The sequence below is a fragment of the Acinetobacter sp. Res13-Abat-PEC15-P4-01 genome, from assembly GCF_015676285.1.
In the GTDB taxonomy this organism is placed as follows: Bacteria; Pseudomonadota; Gammaproteobacteria; order Pseudomonadales; family Moraxellaceae; genus Acinetobacter; species Acinetobacter nematophilus.
In genome coordinates this window covers 42,761-59,567 of sequence record NZ_JADAIN010000039.1, presented here as the reverse complement: position 1 = coordinate 59,567, position 16,807 = coordinate 42,761, and the positions used below count along the sequence as shown (strand labels likewise).

The following is a 16,807-nucleotide window of genomic DNA, read 5'->3' as shown; positions in this document are numbered from 1 at the left end:
TATTAAAAAACATCGCTTAAATTGCGATGTTTTTTATTTCTAATAAGCATCAATCTTATCGTTAATGCTTTAAATGTCTTGGTCTAAAACCCGATACCAGTAAAGCAACAGCATAAGCAATCACACCGACTAGACAGAGCCCAACCACCTCAAGAATCCGAATCCATTGAGAAACGCTACCATCATACCAAGTCAAAGCACACCATAATGCTACAATCATGGCAATGTTGGCAATCGCAAACTGAATGAAAAGTTTTTTCCAATGTGCACCAAAACGGAATATGTCTTTTTTATGCAAATAAAAATACAACATCCCAGCATTTACCAGAGCAGAACCTGATGACGCAATTGCTAGAGCCATATGCTCTGCTTGCCAGTCAATCAGTTTAAAGATTCCAATAAATATCACGTTTAGGATGGCATTGGCAGCAACGGCCATTAATCCCACTCGTACCGGTGTTTTGGTATCCTGAATGGCGTAGAAACCTGGTGCAAAGACTTTAATCAGCATAAATGCCAGTACACCACCACTCATACATTGCAGAGCCAATGCAGTCATTTGTGTATCACGTGCATCAAAAGCACCATGTTGGAAAAGCGCTTGAATAATGGGGGTAGACAACATGAATAATGCAATACTGGCAGGAACACCCACCAAAACAATCACACGTGCCGCCCAATCCAACATTCTACGGAACTTGGCTTGATCTTGTTCAGCTTTACTCACCGAAAGAGAAGGAAGAATCACTGTACCAATCGCAACTCCGATCAGCCCAAGCGGCAATTCAGTCATTCGCTCTGCACTATATAACCATGATACAGAGCCATCTTGCATAAACGATGCCCAGATTGTATTCAACAACAAGTTAATCTGTGTCACGGATACCCCAAATAAAGCAGGCAACATCAGCTTTAAGATTCGATCTACACCCTCATGTTTAAAATCAACTTTAGGTGGAATCAGTAATTTTTTCTTCCAGAGTTCAGGAATTTGTATCGCAAGTTGTAAAACCCCTGCAGCAACCACAGCCCAACCCAGCGCCATAATTGGCTGTGCCATATAAGGCGTTAGCCACCAAGCCCCTGCAATCATTGCAACATTGAGCAATACAGGCGAAAATGCAGGTGATGCAAATGATCCATAGCTGTTTAAAATACTGCTGGCAAACGCGGTCAGTGACATAAACATCAGATATGGAATCGTCAAACGGAACATATCGACAGCAAGGTCAAATTTGGCGGGATCGCTATGAAAACCAGGTGCATAAATATACAAAATGACTGGCGCAATAATCATGCTGATCAGCGTTAATAATGACATCACCATTAACAAACAACCAAACACCCGACTAATCAAAATTTGCACTTCAGCATGCAGTTTTGTAGTTTTGTACTCAGTGAGAACGGGAATAAATGCTTGAGAAAATGCCCCTTCAGCAAACAACCGCCTGAAAAAATTGGGAATACGAAAAGCAACCACAAAGGTGTCAAAATCCTTACCTGCACCAAAGACATTGAGCAGTACCATATCTCGTACCAGACCCAAGACTCTTGACAGCATGGTCATTGCACTAACAATAAAGGTGGATCGCCACAGCGCCATCGTATTCACCTAGTTAAAATAAAGTCGCTATTGTAATTAAATATTCTCAAAATTGCGTTGTTAAATCATAAACAGAAATCTATTTTAGTCTTATTTTTTTATACTCAATTTTTTATACTCAATTTTTTCTGCGTCAATTCTTCCCGAAAGCGTTGCCATTGAAAATGTGCTCCTGGGTCAGTTTTTCGACCAGGCGCAACATCGGAATGCCCAGCTAAATGATGATCAGCTTTCGGATATGCCTGTTGCAAAGCCATCACCACATCAACCAACTGTTGATATTGTACTTCTTCAAAGTCGAGATCGTCACTTCCTTCCAATTCAATGCCAATGGAGTAATCATTGCACTCCACTTTTCCCAAATATGATGAACGTCCTGCATGCCAAGCACGGTCATTAAAATTAACAAACTGGATGATCTCACCTGTTCGTAAAATCAATAGATGTGCAGAAACTTGCATGCCTTGGATGGTTTGAAAATAAGGATGTAGTGACCAATCGAGTTGATTTTGAAAAAACTGTTCAATATAGCCTCCACCAAACTGTGAGGGGGGTAAACTGATATTATGAACAACAATCAGCTGAATCTCAGTATTTTCAGGACGTTGATTATAATTAGGAGATGGGACCTGTCTTGCGCCAGTCAATTGACCATTTACAACCTGAAACTTTGATGCCGATTGCATATCTTATTCCTACCGGGCTTGTTTATTTTCAACAAAGCGAATTTCAATATTTTAGTGTACTCTTATCCATATAAAATAAAAACTTCTTCAAACTTGCAATGACAATGCTAATATATCGCTCAGTTTTTAAGGGCAACAACCATAGGGATATCCATGAGCATACCTGAAGCTTTGCTTGAACAATCGATTCAAATTAATATTCAACAAGCACTCCGAGAAGATATTGGCGATGCGGATATCACCGCCCTCCTCACGCCAGAAGATGAACAAGCAACTGCTACCATTATTTCTCGTGAAGACATGGTTCTTGCTGGACAACCGTGGGTGAATGCCTTGATTAAGGCATACGACCCAACAGTACAAATTATGTGGTTGAAAAATGATGGTGATGTCGTCAAAGCCAATGAAACGATCTATCAATTGGCAGGTTCTGCACGTAGCTTACTGACTGTAGAACGTCCAGCATTAAACTTTGTGCAAACGCTATCTGCTGTCGCAACCAAAACTGCAGAATATGTAAAATATCTGGAAGGTACGCCAACCAAACTTTTGGATACACGCAAAACCCTACCCGGTTTACGCATTGCACAAAAATATGCGGTGGGTGTAGGGGGTGGACAAAATCATCGTTTGGGCTTATTCGATGCATTCTTAATTAAAGAAAACCACATCATGGCAGCAGGTGGAATTGCACAGGCGATCGCAAAAGCACGTCAAATTGCACCCAACAAGCCCGTTGAAGTTGAAGTTGAAACATGGGATGAACTGAATCAAGCCCTTGAAGCTAAAGCTGACATTGTGATGTTAGATAACTTTAGCCAACAGCAAATGATCGATGCAGTTAAGCATGTTGCAGGACGTTGTAAATTAGAGGCTTCAGGCAATATCACCTTAGAGACTTTAACTGAAGTGGCGCAAACGGGCGTGGACTATATTTCAATGGGTGTCTTAACTAAAGATGTTAAAGCTATTGATTTATCAATGCGTTTTAATGGTTAAACACTCGGAATATGCCTTGATCAAGCAGTACCACGGTACTGCTTTTTTATTACAAAATATAACGATCAGTGAATAAATAATCAGCTACTTTTATTCTCATAATATTTCAAATAATCATTAATCATCTGTAAAGATAAGAGATAAACAATGAAAAAACATATTCTATCTTCATCACTCCTCGCTTTAGCGATTCCGATTTTCAGCCATGCAGACACCGTCAATGTTCATGTGTTAAGTGCAACCGTCAAAGATCAAAATATTGCCAATGCCGAAGTGATTTTACAAAAGAATGGTGAACACTCTGCCTCGAGCTCTACCAATGCCGATGGTCGAAGTGCAGTCAATAGCAATGCTGCTGACAGTGCTGATAATTTATTGATTATCAAAAAATCAGGTTATTCAACACTTGTGGCAAAATGCCCATGTGATGGTATGACCTACGCACTCAGCCCTGTGCTTAAAAATTTAAACAGTATGCGGATTGTATTGAATTGGGGGAAAAACCCTTTAGATCTTGATTCACACTTAAGTTATAAAAATCAGCATGTTTACTGGGACAGTAAACAAGGCTTATCAGCAAATCTAGATGTCGATGATACTGACTCCTATGGTCCAGAAACCGTCACCATTGATCAGCGTCTCGAAGGTCAATATTACGTTTATTCAGTGCATGATTTTTCAGATCGTGATCGACCCAGCACAAACAATTTATCCAATAGCCAAGCCAAAGTTATGGTCTATGCTGGTGAGTCGCTGATTCGTTCCTATTATATCCCGACAGGTCAAACAGGCAATCTATGGACTGTATTCCGAATTAGTCCAGAAGGTGAAATCCAAGATATCAACCGCATTTCTGGAACCACAGTAAATGCCAGTCAAGTCGGTTCAAGTGTCTCAAATTATCAGAATCAAACGACACAGGTCAATATTGTACCTGTTTCTGCGGATGCACAGAAGCGAGCTAAAACACTTAACTTAAATGCAGATAAAGCCTATAAAAACAATCAGATTGAACAAGCAGCCATGCTTTATCAGCAATCGATTGATTATAATCCAAATGTCGGACAAACCTATAGTAATCTTGCTGTTGCTTATCAAAAGTTAAATCGCGCTTCTGAAGCATTATGGGCAAATCAAAAAGCAATTGCTTTGGCAACCAATGACAATACCAAAGCATATTCACATTATAATATGGGTAAAATCTATGAAAATAATCAAGATTTTGAACAGGCCAAATACCATTATCAATTGGCAAATCAATATAAGCCAAGTGAGACTTACAATCAGGCAATACAACGGGTAAGTCGTTAAAGCTTAAGCCCAAAGAATGAGTAACCTCTTTGGGCTTTTTTATCGATTTTATCGCCTCTATTTTTATCCATCGGGTCTAATTTGCTTACAAAATAGGCGGTGTTTGCATAGAAAAATCGGCGGAATCAGCCTATAATTTTTGGCTCTCCAAAACTTCGCTAAAATTAGGCCGATGAAGACGTTGAAACAACAAGTTTTGTTTTTGCTTGTCGCTTTTTTATCAGTATTTGCTTTTTTCTTGTACCAAGAAGATATCACGCGTTTCTTTCAATTAGGTGACATCTATCTTAAGTCACGCCTGTATAAATATGCTTTTTCTATCCTATTGAATTATGCTTTTATCAGTCTATTCTATTTGGTTTTAAGAAAAACCTTTGCAACGATTTTACTGAGCCAGTTTATTATTTTTTTACTCAGTTTTATCAATATTAAAAAAGAGCAGTATCTTTCAGCCAGCCTAGTCCCTAGCGATTTTTTATTGGTAAAAGAAACTTTTATTGCCTCACCGATGTTATTAAAAATTGCTGTTTTTGCTGCGATTGCGGTGTTTATTGCATTGTTTGTTTTTTTATATCGCAAAGAGAAGTTAGGCAGCAAACCCTTACTTTTGACCAATAGCATTCTCTCCTTTGCGATTCTTGGATTTTTTATCACTGCGAATTTTAAAAATAATTTCAGTGAATCCTGTACCAATGCTGAAAAAAAATCGATTTGTCAGTATGCACAGTACTTACCCAACACACGTGGTGATTGGATTGGTGATCACTTAACCATTCGATATTTGGGCTTTCCAACATTCTTCTTTTCAAAGAGTGTGGATGGGTTAAACAATAAAATTTTCCAAACACAGGTGATTCCTGAAGAAAGGATTGCCGCGCTCTATTCAGCAATGCCGAATAAAGATCATCAAAATGCAGTACCGACTCTAGAATCCGAGGAACAGCCTCAGCAACAACTGCCCAATATTATTTTTGTCATGAGTGAGTCGCATTGGGATGCCACAAAATTAGACAAGAGCATTCCTCGCAATATCACCCCAACAATCAATAAAAATCAGGTCTCTACTGTACTTTCCCCTAGCTTTGGGGGCGGGACTGCCAATGTTGAATTTGAGGTTTTAACCAGTTTAAATACCTATTTGAACCACAATGAATTGGCTTATGTATCGAAACTCAAACGACCGACCTACTCGTTGCCGATGTATTTAAATAGCTTGGGTTATGAAACAACAGCTATGCATAACAATGGTAAATATTTTTATAACCGTAGCGCTGTTTATCAAAATCTCGGTTTCAACCGTTTTACTTCGATTGAAAATATGATCAACATGGCTGACCGTGCCAAATATATCAATGCTGCAGGTTGGGCAACAGATGATTTGATTTATAGCAGTATTGAAAATCAACTGGAGAATACCGATAAACCGCAATTTATCTATGCCATCAGTGTTGAAAACCATCCGATGTATAGTGATGATCGTTTTGGCAAAGACCATTTTAAAATCACCAAAGATGGCATCAGCGATAACAGTAAACGTGCACTGAATACCTATTTAACAGGAATGCAGCGTGCTGACGATAAATTGAAAATGCTGATTGAAAATGTTAAACAACTTGAGCGTCCTACGATTGTTGTATTCTTTGGTGATCACTTACCCAACTTACAGAAAGTGTATGATGAATATGGCTTTTTCAAATCCGAGCAAGAAAAAGCTGAAAAGAAAGATGTGCGTTTCTTTGAAACCCCACTTGCTGTATGGGCGAACTTTCCAATTGACCGAAAGCAATTTAAAGGACCTTTTGTTGCTGCACACTTCCTTGCACCTAAAGTACTTGAAGCAGCACATGTTCCTCTTTCACCCTATTATCGCTTTGTGAACAATGTCAGTTCTTGTTATCGCACTGTTCATCAAACTGGAATACAGACACAAAAATCTTGTGAATTCAATCAGGCTGAGATTTTACAGCAGTATAAAGACATGAATATGGATGTCTTGAATGGCAAGAACTTTACTTACCAGATTTTAAAATCGAAAGCCGAAAGCTGATGGTCGGTTCAGGAAGATTGTGCTGAATCTTTCTGATCAACTTTTTGTTCAATCTGCTGTTGTTGATCATTGTTTTTGACTTCAAACTCTTTGCTTTCAAAATCCTCACGGCGAGGATCTCCAGCCATCAGCATAAATGTAATCACTGCAAATAAAAAAATCAGAATTTTCATAAAATGCCCCGACAGCTCAATAAAATTTCAACCATTCTAAAAAGACTTCTTTGAAAATCCTTGAACACTCTGTAGATAAAACACAGGACATTGTGCTGATTTATGTATCTATTGACGTAAATAGATGATTGGAAGCTTAAACATGTAATTTTTCGCAAATGATGTGGTCTTTGATCAACTCAAAAAATAAGGTGCAAAGCGCACCTTATTTTCAAGCTGAACAGTCAAATACTGAAAAGATTAAGACTCAATAAATTCCATATATGGGTCAGAGAACGAGTCTTTACCCGTTTCAATACGTCCAGCGAAACGGCGTTTAAAGGAACTGTCGCCTTCGACCATGACGGTAAAATCATACCAACCACCAAAATCAGACATGTTCCAGTTCAATTCTTTCTCCGTAGATGCTGTTTCAATATTCCATGTCTTATTTGGCAAATAGGCATTGGCTTTTACAATCAGTTTTGCAGATTTGCTTGCATCATGACGAACTTTTAAATAGATCTTTGGATTACACTCTTCAACACACACCCGTACTTCTGCCAACGACTCTGCCTGTACAGATTTAGTCAGATCTCCAGCAAAACCACGATGGAAACCGTTGGGTCCCAATACCCATAAATCATATTTTCCATTACTGGTGTTCCACAGGTCATCCAACTGCTTTCCTGCTTCGACCATATAACGGCGAGGGATCGCTTCAAGATTCAACTTGTCGTAAACGTGGAATACTGCTGCATGTGTGCCTGTATTGGAGAACATCAGTTTGACGGTTTTTGCAGCCAAATCGACTTTAGCACTGCTATGTAAAATATAAGGCAAGGCACGTGAGAGACGTGTTCCTAACTCTTGAATCGGATAAACCTGACTCAAAGGACGGGAAACCTGTGGCAATAAGGCTTGTGCATTACGAATCGCATCCGCCTCACTTTTGCTTTTCTTACCCATCAATTCTTCCATCGCAAGTGTATTCGGATTTTTAAAGTCAAATGCTGTCAGTAAATCGCCGCACACTGCTCGTCGATATGGACTAATATTCGGTTCCTGCACTCCAAAACGTTGTTCCAAGAAGCGAATCACTGAAGAATGATCAAACACCTGTGAATTTACCCAGCCTCCACGACTCCAAGGCGATATCACATACATCGGCACGCGAATCCCTGGACCATATACTCCCACACCATTACTGACTTTGGGGTCAGTAAAGTTCGGTTGCCCTGTAGAGGCTTTAGGATGCGTTGCATATTCATAAGAAATTTGTTCATCGGTTAATGTGGTTTTACCCTGCATTTGACCAGAACTGTCTTTAGATGGTGCACTTGGTGAAGGCACATGGTCAAAGAAACCATCATTTTCATCAAAATTCACCAATAAAACGGTTTGGCTCCAAATTGCGGGATTTTCTGTCAAAGCATTCAGGACTTCTTGAATATACCAAGCACCTTGGACAGGACTTGATGGTCCGGGATGTTCGCTGTAGGTTGCAGGAGCGACCATCCAACTCACTTGTGGCAATTGACCTTTGGCAATATCTTCTTTAAAGGAACCCAGAAATCCTCCATCAGGCATGGTATTGGCAATCCCTTTATACAAAGGCTGTGTTGCATCAACTGCAGGATCGTAAGCCGGGCATACAGTATCATTATTGACAGGTTTACCCGACAACTCATTGGCACGACGATATTGCTTAAATCCTGCCAATGGATTATCGGTAAAGTTATCAGGCATATTTTGATAAACTTTCCAGGTTACACCTGCTTGTTGCAAACGCTCAGGATATGTCGTCCAATCATAGCCCGTGGTTGATGGACCGATACTGTCCAAATCATTCACCACACTTGCCACACCTGCAGCTTTAGGACCATTCGAACCAGTCCACAAGAACATTCGGTTAGAGTTCGTACCTGTATGCATGGCACAATGATATGCATCACATAAGGTAAAGGCATTGGCAAGTGCAAACTGAAACTCAACTTCTTTCTGTTTGTAATATCCCATCGACTGAGGTTGTTTATATTGTACCCAGTTCCCCATTCTTCCGTGGTTCCAAGCAAACTGACCATCGGTCCATGAGTGGGGTGTACCACTGACACGTTGCGCATTGCCACGAGTACTGTCTAAATGGTAAGGGAAAATTTTATTTTTATCTTTGTCATATTGTTCCCACACTTTGCGGTTGTCTGATAGTGGAATCGTAAAACGATCGCCAAAGCCTCGAACACCTTTGAAGGTTCCAAAATAATTATCAAATGAACGGTTTTCTTGAGTCAAAATAATGACATGCTTTACATCTTTAATTGTGCCTGTTTCAACTTTGGCATCAATCGCTAAGGCTTTTTGAATGCTGGCTGGAAAGCTGGCTAATGCAGCTGTACCAAATATTGTTTTTGTTGAGTTGATTAAAAAATCGCGACGTTTCATGTGAGTATCCTTATATTTTTATTATGGTGCGCAATGTACTTTACAGGTGGGTGCTGGCGGATTCGTCGTTGATGTTTCGTTGTTATCATCATTACAAGCACTGAGCACTACACTCAGACTCATAATTGCAATCAAGAGTAAATTTCGCATTGTCCTGTCCATGAAATAAAGGTAGCCATAGTCAATACGATCCCAATGACAATAGGGTGAAGCTTTAATGGCAATTTCATGACGAGCAGAATACACAACAAAATTTTTCATATAAAAAAAACGCATCAGAAGATGCGTTAGATTTATAGTAATTTTGAATGATGGTGCAATTACCAACCCAAGGCTTCTTGCTGTTTTTTAACCAACGCTTGAATCCCCTTTTCAGCCATTTCTAACATCGCATTGGATTGAGCGCGGGTAAAGGGCTTGTCTTCTGCCGTACCTTGAATTTCGATAAATTCACCTGCCTGTGTCATCACCACATTCAAGTCAGTTTGGCAGTTCGAATCTTCTTCATAGCAAAGATCAAGCAGTACTTCATCTTGGTAGATTCCGACTGAAATTGCTGCAACCAGACCTTTTAAGGGATCTTGTTTGATTTTTTTCTTCTCTAACAACACATTCATGGCATCAATCAGTGCAACTGCAGCACCAGTAATTGAAGCAGTACGTGTCCCACCATCCGCTTGAATCACATCACAGTCGATCGTAATCGTATTCTCACCCAACTTTTTCAAGTCAACCATTGCACGTAAGCTACGACCAATCAAACGTTGAATTTCTTGCGTACGCCCTGATTGCTTGCCACGAGCAGCTTCACGGTCACTGCGGGTATGGGTAGATCGTGGCAACATGCCGTACTCCGCAGTGACCCAACCTTGTCCTTGTCCTTTTAAGAAACGAGGTACTGAATTGTCAATACTTGCAGTACACAGCACTTTTGTATGACCAAATTCAACCAATACAGAACCTTCCGCATAACGTGTGTAGTTACGAGTAATTTTAACTTCACGTAATTGATCTAATGCACGTTGGTCGATACGCATAGTGTGTCCTTATTGGATTCAAAAATATTGCGGCTAAGTATAACAGATACTCTAGTGTTGGTTTTGTTACAAGATGGTGGTTTTTGGAATTGCTGAATATATGACGCTTATTGACGGATTGATCCAAGCCTGTTGGATACTCAGGGTATCATCTTAAAAATAATGTGATGAACGTGAAAGCTTTCATACTTCACGATGCCAAAATAAATTAATACATAAAGCAGCCACACTACAAATTAACAATACTGCTGACAAATTTTGCACCCAACCAGTCAAAATTAATCCTCCACCCAATAATAAATAATACATCAAGCCCAACAGTGCGCCTGCTGTCCCTAAACATTCGGGATAGTGTTTAAGTGCAGTCGCGAGAAGATTGGGAATAGCAAGTCCATATGCAACCATGATCAACAGTGCTGGAAAAATAAATAACCAACTCTTTATGGCTAAAGAAATGCAAATCAAAACACTTCCCAAAATTGCAATCAACGCAGCAATTGAAACAAAAATACGCGGATTTATATCTTTATTCAGCAGAGATTTATTCAGCAATGCACCTAAAACTGAGCCAAATGTTAGACAAAGACCACTCAACCCAAACAACAATGATGAGGCTTGTAATCTTTGAAAATAGAAAGGAGAGAGTTGGTAGTAAGCAAAAAGATTTATATTAAAAAGTGCGACCAAGAATGCGGTTTTCCAAATATCACCATCTTTCAGCATGACGATAAAATTATGACAAATAGGAACTTTTTTGCGCTTTTTAACAAGGGTTTCAGGTAAATCAACTACACACCAACACATCAGTATGATCGAAAATAGTGCTAAACCCAGAAATACACCTTGATATCCCCACCCTGTTGTTATGAATGCCCCTAGCACCATACCCAGCACTGGACTGAGCGCGAGCAAGATGCCAATGACAGAAAAAATCTTGACCAGTTCTTTAGCTTTGAAAATATCTCGGATTATGGTTTGTGTTCCGATTGAACCCACAGCAGCACCAAATGCAGAAAGAATTCTGGCGATGATTAAATCATCAAAAGTGCTACAGAAAATTGCAGCGATTGAGCCTATTGCATAAATCAACAAACCTCCCAATATCGAATTTCGTCTTCCCAGAATGTCACACATCTGTCCCCAAAAAACGATGCCCAAAGCAAAAGCAATAAAATATAAAGAGATCGTTTGACTCGCCTTTTCAGCACTTATATGAAATCCATATGCAATATGAGGCAATGCGGGGCTGTAAATCGTTTCAACGACTTGAGGAAACATCATCAAAACAGCCAGTAGACAAAATATAGATTTCTTTAACATTTTCTTTTCAATGCGCTTAATTAAACCATCAAGAAAAATAACAAAATCAAATTTTGAGAGATATAATCATAAAAGACATATTATTTATAAAATCGGACAAACAATGGCATGGTTAGCGGCAGATGCTGATTTTAATCCCGATCAACTCGGATTAAATGTTATTGGTATTGCTTCTGAAATTGCTCGACATGATTCAGGAGAACATTCCCACAAAATGGGACAACTGCTCTTTACCAACAGTGGCAGTATAAGAATTACTTTGTCTGGTCGGTTATGCATCCTGCCTCCAGCACATATCGCCTGGATTCCGCCGGATACAGTGCATCGCGCTGAAATGAGTCAAGTGACTGGCTATCGCTCGGTATATATCAATACCGATCAATACACAGCGCTTCCTAAAGAAGTCAAAGTATTGCAAGTCAGTTGCTTATTAAAAGAAGTTTTGGAAAGAATTGCTTTTGCTGATTTTGATTCAGATTGGTCCAAGCGACCTTATTTAGATTTATTCAATGTAGGACTGAATGAAATTGAAGCTGCAGCATCGGTATCGGTCATTTTACAATTCCCCACAGATCATCGATTAAGAAAATTTTTAGGTACTGAATTGCTTCCCAATTTAAACATATTCGCCGATTTGGTTGGACTCAGTGAAAAGACCATTGGCAGAATTTTTTTAAGAGAAACGGGGTTGAATTATCAGCAATGGCGGCAACAATGGCGTTTTCTGAAAGCGATAGATTTATTATCTAAAAATGAAAAAATAGCCGTGATCAGCCATCACCTGGGTTTTTCCTGTGAGAGTGCCTTTATTTCCTTTTTTAAAAGAATGTCGGGGAAATCACCAAGGATGTTGATTAAAAAAGGTCAATAATAATTTAAGTTTAGCTTTTATACAGATTACCTAGTACTTATCGTGTCTTAATTATAGAAAATATTTTAAATAACCCTCATGTGTATTCTCAAATTTAAAATACTTCAGATATTTTGTGAAAATTAAACAAAGAACATATATTACAAAAAGTAAATTTCAGTAATTTTCAATAGCTCACCACCTTACTAAACATCAGAATTAAATAAATTTAAAACAAATTATTGAAATACAAGTTCATGATTTTAATCATTATTAAAATTAAGACAGCATTGAAAAATAAAAAGCAATTAACATTTTTTCTTGAATTAATTACAATTAAAAAAGTTTAATTAGAATTGAATTATTTTAATTTATTATTCTAACAAAATACTTAAATTGCAAATAGAGGAAAATATAAAATATTTAGCAATATTTATAATTATTATACTTATTCTCACACTTCTATTGGTTATTCAATGGATGTTTCATGGTTTCCCTATGGGTAATTTATAGTTACAAATTAAGAAATACCAAATCAATTGACAAAAATATTATTAATACTTACATTCACGATTCATTATTTTAAAAAATAGGAATATTATGAGTAAATCATTATTTAAAATAATTTATTGTTGTTTGATATTTTCAGGAACTCACTCCTTTGTTTATGCTGATGATGGAATTCCAATTATGGCGAGCAGAGCAAATTGTAAGGCTATTACTCCAGAAGGGGTTGGATATCATAATGAATCATTTAGTTGGACTTTAGGTTTTCCAAAAGCCATGATTGTAGAAACTCTGCAAACAGCTGCAAATGGAGCAACAAGATCAAAAGCATCCTCAACTGTTACTGATTTTCCAAACCCAGATATGGAATATGGTTACAGAGCCTATGCTGGATATGTTGATAGTTTTTTTAAACCAAATAGAAACTGGTCTGTTAAAGGAAAACATACTTATGAATTCTCTCTTGGTGGAAATATTGGATATCGAGAAACTTTAGCAACTGACTGCAATGCTACTCAAGGGTGGCCTTGGTAATGAGAAATATAAAACTACTTCTTGGTATACTCATCATTGGGATGGTCTCTTTTTTGATAGGAATAAAGTATATCTTTTTTATAGGGGAAAACTCATCTAACCAAGATAAACATATAAAGGAAAAAAATAATTTAACTTTACCAGAGTCTAACATTGGACAAAAAGAAACTGAAATAACGAATAAAGAAATGATATCTAAAATAAATCAAGATCAAAATATTTTTACAAATTCAAATTTTTTAACAATTGTAAGCTTAAAAAATGCACCAATAACAGAAGATAAAAAAATAGATTTATTAAATAAAATAAATAACTTATATAAATTTGGAAGCTTAAGTGGAGGAAAAATAACTCATGAATTCTCAAATATAGAAAAATATAGAAATTTTCAAAAGAAATATGGGTACAATAATATTAAAGAAAAGGTTAGTTTTTCACCAAAGGATTTACCATTAAATGATCTCTCTTTAGAATTAACAGGTTCTTATTATTCTGGAGGATATACTAAAAATGAAGGGTTTGATTCTCTATATCGTTTATATGAAGCACCTAATGGAGAGAGAATTGAAATCAACCAAACTAAATTATCTAAAGATGGAATGAAACTACTAATTATAGAAGAAACTTTAAATTATAATTTAATAAAATACCAGCAACTTTGGAAACGTTTGATCATGCGAAAATATACAGCATAAGGTTTATTAAAAATGAATACAGATATGCTATATCGACTCAAAATTTAGACAAAAATTATATTATTAATCTAGCTAATTATCTTACTGAAATCTAGTTTTACTTTTTACATTGAAAAATTAATAATCTCTTTATTATTTTTCAATTTTATTATTTTATTTCTATTTTTGAAGTTTAAAGCGATTTAAAAACAAAAGAACCTTGCCAATCTCAACAAGGTTCTTTCGAGCTTATAACTTTTTAAATAAAACTACCTGTAAAATATCATTTAAGCAAAAATACCTTTTACTCTTTGCACGGACTGTGTAATCGCTGTCGTCCAATTATTGGGTAAAGAGCACTTGGCTAGACGCATCCACACACTACCAAACTGCTTAAAGAAATTGGCTTCATTATAATTGATGCCATATTCTTCACATAAGGCTTTGATCTTAGGTGCTACTTCTGCATAACGGTTGGCAGGCATATCTGGAAATAAGTGATGTTCAATCTGATGACTTAGATTACCACTTAAAATATGCAACCAATCCGTTCCGGTAAAATTGCTCGAACCACGAATTTGGCGCAAGTACCATTCCGCCCGTGTTTCATTTTCAACATTATCTGCTTCAAAAGTTTCAGCATCCTCAGTGAAATGACCATTAAAAATCACGGCTGAAGACCATAGACTACGAATCACATTGGCTATTGCATTCCCTGCCAAAACTGGCAGTGCATTTGGTCCTGCGATCAATGGAAAAAATACATAATCCTTTAAAATCTGACGGCGCGCTTTCTTACGAAATTTTGTAGCATCAGCCCAAACTTGTTTCCAAGTTTTGGTTTTGTAGACCAAAGCATCTTCTAAATGCAGATTCTGAACACCGACATACCATTCAAAAAACACCATCAATTGAATCGCCAATGGGATATTGAATAAAAAGCGCGGTTCCCACTTTTGTGACTCACTGACTCGAAGCAATCCGTAGCCAACATCATGGTCTTTCCCGACAATATTGGTATAGGTATGATGCACATAATTATGGGTATATTTCCAATCATCTCCTGTTGCCATGGTATCCCAGTCATAGTTTGCTCCATTCAAACTTGGATCATTTAACCAGTCGAATTGTCCGTGCATGACATTATGTCCAAGCTCCATATTCTCAACAATTTTGGAAATACCCAACAAGCCAGTGCCAATGACCCAAACTGGTGGTATCCAACCGCCAAACATCAACATTCCACGGGATGCAATTTCACTATAACGCACAAAATTTCGGATTTTATAAATGTACTTGGCATCTTGTTCACCCAGGCTGTCCATCACTTCACGGCGGATTTCATCCACCCGACGACCAAACTCTGCTGTTTGTTCAGGGTTTAAATGTTTCGATTTACTGTTTGGAAAATTGACTGACATATTCATTGTTTTACTCCTCAGCGCTTCATTTTTAGAAGCCTTGGCTGAATTTTGGGTACAACTTCCTACGTCTAGCTTCAACAGAGCAAGAAGTTGCTTAAATTTATTGAAATGATTACTTTAATTTACAGGTTAATCACCACAGGACTGATTGCCTGGCTGATACACAATTTAATTTGAGTATTGCTATCGTGGTCAATTTCACCCGTGAGTATATTCTTGGTTGAACCACTCACTTTAGTACACGTACAGGTATTGCAAATCCCCATACGGCAACCATGTGTTGGTTTCAATCCGGCATGTTCAGCACTCTCAAGAAGGTTAGAACGCGCTTCAAACTCTTGTTGTGAGCGTAAAAAAACGATTGGTTGTGCTTCTAGGCTTTCGTCTACTGCAATCTGGAAATATTCCTGTTTTAAGCGCGCTGTAATATTCAAATCCTGATAAATTTGATTGATGCTTTGCATCATGGCATTCGCACCGCAGGCATAAGTTTGTCGTTGTTGAAAATCCGGAACTAAACTTTCCAGTAAAACAGTTGTTAAATGCTGTTTCTGCTGAACGGTGTTGATGTAATGATAGTTAAACTTTGGATATTGCTGAAAAAGTTTTTCCAAATCTGCATGAAAGGCTTCATCACGGCTAAAATAAATCAAATCTACACGACGGTTTGCATCCATCGCCAATGCCGCAAGCAACAGCGAGTAAATTGCTGTGATTCCACTGCCAGAAGCAATCAATAGCAATGGGGTATGATCTTGGTCTAAAACAAAATCACCTTGAGTTTGAGAAAGTTCAACCACACTCCCAAAAGCCAACTGACTTAATACAGTGGAAACTTTACCTTGTTGTTTAACAGCAATAATAATGTCGCCATTATTCAAAAATTTCACTACAGAATAACTGCGTTGTTGACGTACACCTGCAATTTCAATGGTAACCAGAATACTTTGCCCTGCTTTAAATTGCTGATGTTTAAAATTACGATTTGGTCTTAATTGAATTTGGTAGAAGTCAGCGCTCAATGCACGTGTTTTAACAACAGTGGCTTTGACCTTTTTCCAAGCCCAAACAGGATTGATTTTTTCTGCGATAAAATCGACAAAATCCTCACGAACCCATTCTGGCTGATACTGCATATAGCTACTCATGTGACGTTCCTCTTTGTGCTTGCTATTTATTGAGTGAACAAACGTTCTTTTAGTGAACATATGTACACTATAA

Annotated in this window: 15 protein-coding genes; 6 read left to right on the top strand and 9 right to left on the bottom strand. The window is 37.8% G+C overall.

The window, feature by feature from the left end; all coding sequences use genetic code 11:
• Positions 1–61: 61 nt before the first annotated feature.
• Both murJ and ampD read right to left on the bottom strand, forming a co-directional pair.
• Entirely contained in the window at positions 62–1,612 is a 1,551-nt protein-coding gene (gene murJ / locus IMO47_RS15320) for a murein biosynthesis integral membrane protein MurJ (RefSeq protein ID WP_196076733.1), read from the bottom strand.
• Between the two features lie 95 nt (positions 1,613–1,707).
• On the bottom strand, positions 1,708–2,289 hold the full coding sequence (gene ampD, locus IMO47_RS15315) for a 1,6-anhydro-N-acetylmuramyl-L-alanine amidase AmpD (RefSeq protein WP_196076734.1): 582 nt from the start codon (positions 2,287–2,289) through the stop codon (positions 1,708–1,710).
• Positions 2,290–2,442: 153 nt separating this feature from the next.
• Between ampD and nadC the strand changes: the two genes are divergently transcribed.
• The 3 genes from nadC (at position 2,443) to IMO47_RS15300 (ending at position 6,646) form a co-directional block, all read left to right on the top strand.
• Complete coding sequence (nadC, locus tag IMO47_RS15310; RefSeq protein WP_196076735.1) at positions 2,443–3,288, top strand: carboxylating nicotinate-nucleotide diphosphorylase; 846 nt, start codon at positions 2,443–2,445, stop codon at positions 3,286–3,288.
• Between the two features lie 147 nt (positions 3,289–3,435).
• The gene (locus IMO47_RS15305; protein WP_196076736.1) at positions 3,436–4,599 is read left to right on the top strand and encodes a tetratricopeptide repeat protein; all 1,164 of its coding nucleotides are present in this window, start codon (positions 3,436–3,438) and stop codon (positions 4,597–4,599) included.
• Between the two features lie 172 nt (positions 4,600–4,771).
• Positions 4,772–6,646 (top strand): alkaline phosphatase family protein, encoded by a 1,875-nt coding sequence (locus tag IMO47_RS15300; RefSeq protein ID WP_196076737.1) that lies wholly within the window; start codon positions 4,772–4,774, stop codon positions 6,644–6,646.
• An 8-nt stretch (positions 6,647–6,654) separates the two neighbouring features.
• Here IMO47_RS15300 and IMO47_RS15295 read toward each other — a convergent pair whose 3' ends face one another.
• From IMO47_RS15295 to IMO47_RS15275, 5 genes are all read right to left on the bottom strand, one after another.
• A complete protein-coding gene (locus IMO47_RS15295; RefSeq protein ID WP_196076738.1) occupies positions 6,655–6,819 on the bottom strand; it encodes a hypothetical protein in 165 nt (54 codons plus the stop codon).
• A gap of 240 nt (positions 6,820–7,059) precedes the next feature.
• Entirely contained in the window at positions 7,060–9,240 is a 2,181-nt protein-coding gene (locus IMO47_RS15290; RefSeq protein ID WP_196076739.1) for a phospholipase C, phosphocholine-specific, read from the bottom strand.
• Between the two features lie 21 nt (positions 9,241–9,261).
• Positions 9,262–9,501 (bottom strand): hypothetical protein, encoded by a 240-nt coding sequence (locus IMO47_RS15285; RefSeq protein ID WP_196076740.1) that lies wholly within the window; start codon positions 9,499–9,501, stop codon positions 9,262–9,264.
• Between the two features lie 59 nt (positions 9,502–9,560).
• Positions 9,561–10,277 (bottom strand): ribonuclease PH, encoded by a 717-nt coding sequence (rph, locus tag IMO47_RS15280; protein WP_196076741.1) that lies wholly within the window; start codon positions 10,275–10,277, stop codon positions 9,561–9,563.
• A gap of 183 nt (positions 10,278–10,460) precedes the next feature.
• On the bottom strand, positions 10,461–11,597 hold the full coding sequence (locus tag IMO47_RS15275; protein WP_196076742.1) for a Bcr/CflA family efflux MFS transporter: 1,137 nt from the start codon (positions 11,595–11,597) through the stop codon (positions 10,461–10,463).
• Positions 11,598–11,700: 103 nt separating this feature from the next.
• On the opposite strand from IMO47_RS15275, the gene IMO47_RS15270 reads away from it, so the two are divergent.
• From IMO47_RS15270 to IMO47_RS15260, 3 genes are all read left to right on the top strand, one after another.
• Entirely contained in the window at positions 11,701–12,468 is a 768-nt protein-coding gene (locus IMO47_RS15270; protein WP_196076743.1) for a helix-turn-helix transcriptional regulator, read from the top strand.
• A gap of 579 nt (positions 12,469–13,047) precedes the next feature.
• Positions 13,048–13,488: a hypothetical protein gene (locus IMO47_RS15265; protein ID WP_196077772.1), complete on the top strand. Its 441-nt coding sequence runs from the start codon at positions 13,048–13,050 to the stop codon at positions 13,486–13,488.
• Positions 13,488–14,183: a hypothetical protein gene (locus IMO47_RS15260; protein WP_196077771.1), complete on the top strand. Its 696-nt coding sequence runs from the start codon at positions 13,488–13,490 to the stop codon at positions 14,181–14,183. The genes IMO47_RS15265 and IMO47_RS15260 overlap by 1 nt, the downstream gene beginning before the upstream one ends.
• A 266-nt stretch (positions 14,184–14,449) precedes the next feature.
• Here the strand turns inward: IMO47_RS15260 and IMO47_RS15255 are convergent, their stop codons facing one another.
• Positions 14,450–15,583, bottom strand: coding sequence for an acyl-CoA desaturase (locus IMO47_RS15255; RefSeq protein ID WP_196076235.1), 1,134 nt, complete (start codon positions 15,581–15,583; stop codon positions 14,450–14,452).
• A 125-nt stretch (positions 15,584–15,708) separates the two neighbouring features.
• Positions 15,709–16,734 carry an iron-sulfur cluster-binding domain-containing protein gene (locus IMO47_RS15250; protein ID WP_196076233.1) on the bottom strand — a complete coding sequence of 342 codons (1,026 nt, stop codon included), beginning with the start codon at positions 16,732–16,734 and terminating at the stop codon, positions 15,709–15,711.
• Between the last annotated feature and the right edge of the window lie 73 nt (positions 16,735–16,807).